This window comes from Streptomyces sp. NPDC058964 (assembly GCF_042741275.1).
Classification (GTDB): domain Bacteria; phylum Actinomycetota; class Actinomycetes; order Streptomycetales; family Streptomycetaceae; genus Streptomyces.
Genome location: NZ_JBHYKH010000584.1, coordinates 1 through 5,340, shown reverse-complemented (window position 1 = coordinate 5,340; position 5,340 = coordinate 1). Strand labels below are relative to the sequence as shown.

The 5,340-nt window shown below is 72.7% G+C and carries 5 protein-coding genes; 2 read left to right on the top strand and 3 right to left on the bottom strand.

What is annotated here, in order from left to right; genetic code table 11:
- Together ACFW2E_RS40810 and ACFW2E_RS40805 are read right to left on the bottom strand one after the other, a co-directional pair.
- A partial coding sequence (locus ACFW2E_RS40810; RefSeq protein WP_384475369.1) for a cyclic nucleotide-binding domain-containing protein occupies positions 1-334 on the bottom strand: 334 nt, incomplete at its 3' end.
- A 192-nt stretch (positions 335-526) separates the two neighbouring features.
- On the bottom strand, positions 527-2,266 hold the full coding sequence (locus tag ACFW2E_RS40805; protein ID WP_384475366.1) for a SulP family inorganic anion transporter: 1,740 nt from the start codon (positions 2,264-2,266) through the stop codon (positions 527-529).
- A 204-nt stretch (positions 2,267-2,470) separates the two neighbouring features.
- On the opposite strand from ACFW2E_RS40805, the gene ACFW2E_RS40800 reads away from it, so the two are divergent.
- Positions 2,471-3,376 carry a universal stress protein gene (locus ACFW2E_RS40800; RefSeq protein ID WP_384475363.1) on the top strand — a complete coding sequence of 302 codons (906 nt, stop codon included), beginning with the start codon at positions 2,471-2,473 and terminating at the stop codon, positions 3,374-3,376.
- Between the two features lie 129 nt (positions 3,377-3,505).
- Positions 3,506-4,387, top strand: coding sequence for a universal stress protein (locus tag ACFW2E_RS40795; protein ID WP_384475360.1), 882 nt, complete (start codon positions 3,506-3,508; stop codon positions 4,385-4,387).
- A gap of 16 nt (positions 4,388-4,403) precedes the next feature.
- Here the strand turns inward: ACFW2E_RS40795 and ppk2 are convergent, their stop codons facing one another.
- Entirely contained in the window at positions 4,404-5,207 is an 804-nt protein-coding gene (ppk2, locus tag ACFW2E_RS40790; protein ID WP_384475355.1) for a polyphosphate kinase 2, read from the bottom strand.
- Positions 5,208-5,340 lie beyond the last annotated feature (133 nt).

The following is a 5,340-nucleotide window of genomic DNA, read 5'->3' as shown; positions in this document are numbered from 1 at the left end:
ACATCGAGCGGCCGGCCGCGGCTGAGAACTCGTGGGCCCGCACGGGCGGGGTTGCCTCGGCGCCGAGGTGCCAGATGTGAGGGGCGAAGAGCCAGGACCAGCCGACCAGTTCATTGGGCTGGAGCATCTCGATCACGGCCGGCCTGCGACCGGGCACACGCATGTCGAGCTCGACCGTGCCGGTGCGCACGATCCAGAACCGGTCGGCGCGCCCACCCTCCTCGAACAGGCGCGTCCCCTGCGGGAAGGACACTTCCCGGGCGATGCGCATCAGCCGCTGCCGGTGCTCGGCGGGCAGGGCCTGCAGCATGCTGGGCGTACGGGTAGTGATCATGGCTTGTGCCTCCCGGCGGCGCATAGGAACTGCCAATGCCAGCGTGTGCCCGCCGGGCACGGCGGACCATGGGCCACCCGGTCCGTCGGCCGGGCCACTCGGCTCTCAGTGGTGCCCGGGCGGTCGCGCGCCTGCCGAGGGCACCGCCGACCATGCTGGGCCGGTTCGCTGAAGGATCGCTCGCGGCGCGGCTCAGTCGGCGTGCTCCCCGCCGGACGCACTGCCCTCGCACCAGCTCCGGTAGGCGGCCACGGCGGTCGGCAGCGTCGGGAAGATGCGGTCCGTCCCGACGGAGTCCGCCAGGCCGTACGCCCGCAGGTCGTCCAGGAGGTCCTGCTTGACCCGGGCGAGGGCGAAGACGATGCCGCGGCCGGTGAGTTCGCGGCGCAGGCTGTCCACCGCGTCGAGGGCGGTGATGTCGACCTCGACGTTGGCCTCCGTGTTGAGGACGAACCAGCGCACGGGACCGCCCTGTTCGTCGACCGACGCCAGGGCCCGGCGCCGGAAGTCCTCCGCGTTGGCGAAGAACAGGGGCGAGTCGTAGCGGTAGACGAGCAGCCCGGGAACCGTCCGGGCCTGCGGGTAGTCGTCCACGTCGTGCATGCCCGCCATCCCGGGCACCAGCCCCTGGACCGCGTCGTGCGGGCGTGCCACCCGGATCAGCAGTTCGGCCACCGACAGGCCGACGGCGACCAGCACGCCGTACAGGATGTCCAGGGCGAGCACCCCGGCCAGACAGCCCAGGGCCAGCAGCAGCTCCCGGCGGCGGAAGGACGCCAGCCGGCGGAAGCCCGCGAGGTCGATCATGCGGGTCGCCGCGTAGACGACGAGCGCGCCGAGCACGGCGGAGGGCGTACGGGAGAGCAACGGGCTGAGGAACAGCAGGACGGCGAGCACCACGGCACCCGCCACCAGGGAGTACGCCTGGCTGCGGCCCCCCGCCGAGGAGGCGAGCGCGGTGCGGCTGGCGCTGCTGCTGACCGGGAAGCCGTGCACGACACCGGCGCCGAGGTTGGCCGTACCCAGTGCCAGGAACTCCTGGTTGGCGTTCAGGCCGGGATGCTCCCCGTCCTCGGCGCCGGTGAACGCGCGCGCGGTGAGGACGAAGTCCGTGTACGCGACGATGAGCACGCCGAGTGCCGGCAGCACCAGGTTCGGCAGCTCGCGCAGATGCGGCAGCGCGAGGTCCGGCAGTCCGGCCGGAACCTCGCCGATGACCTTGATGCCGTACCGGCTGTCGAGGCCGAACACCACCACGGCGGCCGTGCCCAGGACCACCGCGAGCAGGGGACCCGGCACCGCGGGCGCGTACCGCGTCACCAGGAACAGGAACCCGAGCACGGTGGCGGAGAGGACGACCGTCGCCACGTGGGCGTCGGACAGGTGCGTGAGGAAGGACCACAGCTGGGGGAAGAACTTCATGCCCGTCGTCTCGACCCCGGTGAGCTTCGTCAGCTGATCCACCGTCATGATCAGGGCCACGCCCGCCAGATAGCCGATCAGGACCGGCCGGGACAGCAGGTCGGCGAGGAAGCCCAGGCGCACCACCCACGCCACCACGCACAGCAGACCGACCGTGACCGCCAGGGCGGCCGCCAGCACGGCGTACCGCGCTGGGTCACCGGCCGCGAGCGGTCCGATCACGGTGGCCGTCATGAGGGCGGTCGTGGACTCGGGGCCGACCGAGAGCAGCCGCGAGGAGCCCAACAGCGCGTACAGCGCGAGCGCGGGCAGGATGGCCCACAGTCCGGCGACCGGGGGCAGCCCGGCCAGTCCGGCATAGGCCATGACCTGCGGCACGAGGTACGCGGCCACGGTCAGGCCGGCCAGCAGGTCGCCCTTCAGCCATGAGCGGCGATAGCCGAGGAGGTCCCCGAACCCCGGCGCCTGCCGGCGCCACCATGGAACCCGTCCGGCCGAGCCCTGGGACATGGTCCGCCTTTCTCCGCGTCTGACCTCATGATCCACCGGCGCGCCACCCGTGGCGAGAACAGCGCCCGGCCGAAAGTCTGGACGGCTTCGCGGACGTTCCGACGGAGGCCGTTCGGCCCCCTCGGGGGACCTGCGGCCCCTGCCCCGTGCAACCGTCCGGGCACGAGACTCGAGGCGAAGCCCCCGGTCCAGGAGGTGAACGACATGACCCGCACCGTCACGGTCGGCCTCGAAGGTTCGCCGGAGAGCCGCGCCGCCGCCGAGTGGGCGGCCCGCGAGGCAGATCTGCTGGGCCTGCCCCTGAAGCTGCTCCACGTCCGGGAGCCCGCGCCCGATCCCATGGCACGGGCACCCCTCCTCGGTGCGGAAACCCGGCAGGACTGGACCGACCGGGTCCCCCGCGAGGCGGCCGAGGGCATCGCCCTGCGCCACCCCGGAGTCGAGGTGATCAGCGAGCAGCCGGGCGGCCGGCCCGGCGAGGTCCTGGCGAGCGCGGCGAACGATGCCGAACTGCTGGTCCTCGGCTCGCGCGGGCTCAGCGGCGCCGCAGGATTCATGGTCGGTTCGGTCGGGCTCTGGGTCGTGGCGCGCGCCGAGCGGCCGGTCGTCCTGGTGCGTGCCGGGGAGCAGGCCGCCGAGGAGCACGAACCGGACCCGACGGGGATTCCGTCCGCCGCGACACCGTTCCGCCCCGTCGTCCTGGGCCTCGACGTCGAGTCCCCCGACGAGCGGCTGATCGAGTTCGCGTTCACCGCGGCCGCCCGGCGCGGTACGACCCTGCGTGTCGTCCACGGCTGGAACCCCCCGCCGTACTACGTGGAAGGCATCGCCGCGGACCTCGCGATCCAGGCGTCCCCGGCCCTGCGCGAGGACACCTCCCTGACCGGGATTCTCCGTCCGTGGCGGCAGAAGTTCCCGGACGTCATGGTCACCGAGGAGCCCCACATCGGCACCCCCGGAAGTCACCTGGTCGACGCGGCACGCGAGGCCTGCCTGGTGGTGGTGGGCCGGCGTGTCCGCCGCAGCCCGCTCGGCCCCCGCATCGGCCCCGTCACCCATGCCGTCCTGCACCACGCCACCGCACCCGTGGCAGTCGTCCCGTACGACTGACCGGCCCCCGACCCGCCCCCACCACACCCTTGCCCCACCACACCCTTGGAGGACCCACATCATGAAGGCAGCGGTCGTACGAGCCCCCGCCCGCGTCGTCGCCGGCCCCGGCGCGGGACGGTGAACGCGGTGGATCTTCCGGTGGCCGTGGGTGTCGACGGGTCCGAGGGCGGCTTGCGGGCCGTCGACTGGGCCGCCGACGAGGCAGCTCTGCGCGGGGTTCCGCTCCGGGTGGTGTACGCGTCGCTCTGGGAGCGCTACGAGGGCGTCTCCCTCGCGCGGGATCTGGGCAAGCCGTCCGAACAGGTGATGGCCGAGGACATCGTGGAGAGCGCCGCACGACGCGCTCACCTGCGCCGGGCCGACGTGAAGATCACCACCGACGTGCTGCCCGAGGAACCGGAGCAGGCGCTGCTGGGGGCGGGCAGGGAGGCCTGCGCGCTGGTCGTGGGCAGCCGCGGCCGCAACGCCGTCGCCGAGCTGCTCCTGGGGTCCGTCGGTCTGGCCGTGGCCGGCCACGCCGACTGCCCGGTGATCGTGGTGCGCGGCAGTCACGACAGCCGGGCCGGCGAGGCGCCGCGCGGTCCCGTCGTCGTCGGCGTGGGGGAGGGACCGGCGGGACCGGCCGCGGTGCGCTTCGCCGTACGGGAGGCGCGGCTGCGCGGAGTACCGCTGGAGGCGGTACGAGCCTGGCGGTGGCCCATCCAGCAGACCGCCGACGGCCCCCTGCGCGCAACGGAGCCCGCCCGCTTGCACGAGCAGCGGGCCGCCGACACCCTGGAATCGGCACTGCGCGCAGGGGCCGAGGACCACTCGGGCGTCGACGTACGGGGACGCACCGTGGAGGGCCACGCCCGCGGAGTGCTGCTGGACGCCTCGCGGGAGGCCGACCTGCTCGTCGTGGGCGCCCGGCGCAAGCCGGGGCAATTCGGACTCCGGCTGGGCCGCGTGACCCATGGCGTCCTGCACTACTCCGCCTGTCCCGTGGCGGTCGTACCGCACCGGGAGTGAAGGCGGTGGCTGTCGCTCAGAGCGTCGCCGCGTGATCGGGGACGTATGTCTGCAGATCCCGCGGCGGGCGTTCGTACCCCTTGGACGGCGGCCGCTCCGGCAGCTGCAGGACGGGCGGCGGCACCTCGTGGTAGGGGACGGAGTCGAGCAGATGGGCGATCATGTTGAGCCGGGCCCGGCGCTTGTCGTCGCTCTCGACGACGTGCCAGGGCGCGTCGGCGATGTCGGTGTGCACCAGCATCTCGTCCTTGGCCCGGGAGTAGGCCTCCCAGCGGGTGATCGACTCCAGGTCCATCGGCGACAGCTTCCAGCGCCGCACCGGATCGTCCAGGCGCCGCCTGAACCGCTCCTGCTGTTCGGTGTCGCTCACCGAGAACCAGTACTTGCGCAGCAGGATCCCGTCCTCGACCAGCATCCGCTCGAAGATCGGGCACTGGCGCAGGAAGCGCTGGTGCTCCTCCTTCGTGCAGAAGCCCATCACATGTTCGACACCGGCCCGGTTGTACCAGGACCGGTCGAACAGCACGATCTCCCCGGCCGCCGGCAGATGCTCGACGTACCGCTGGAAGTACCACTGCGTGCGCTCGCGTTCGGTCGGCTTGGGCAGCGCCGCGATCCGCGCCACGCGCGGGTTGAGGTACTCGGTGACCCGCTTGATCGTGCCGCCCTTGCCCGCCGCGTCCCGCCCCTCGAAGACCACGACCAGCCGGGCGCTCTCCACCCGCACCCACTCCTGCAACTTCACCAACTCGGTCTGCAGGCGCAGCAGTTCCTTCTCGTACACCCTGCGCGACAGTTCCGCCGCCTGCTTGTCGGCCACGCCGCCTCCACCGCCCGATGACCTGTACGTCCACGACCTCCGGAGTCTCACCCATGTCCAAGGCCGAACACCAGGACGCCACCGTACTTTCCGACGAGGAGCTGCGCACCCTGGACGCCCATTGGCGGGCGGC

Excerpts from the sequence above, each read along its gene's own strand:
- ACFW2E_RS40805 (WP_384475366.1), bottom strand. The coding sequence starts at position 2,266 with ATGTCCCAGGGCTCGGCCGGACGGGTTCCATGGTGGCGCCGGCAGGCG.
- ACFW2E_RS40800 (WP_384475363.1), top strand. The coding sequence starts at position 2,471 with ATGACCCGCACCGTCACGGTCGGCCTCGAAGGTTCGCCGGAGAGCCGC.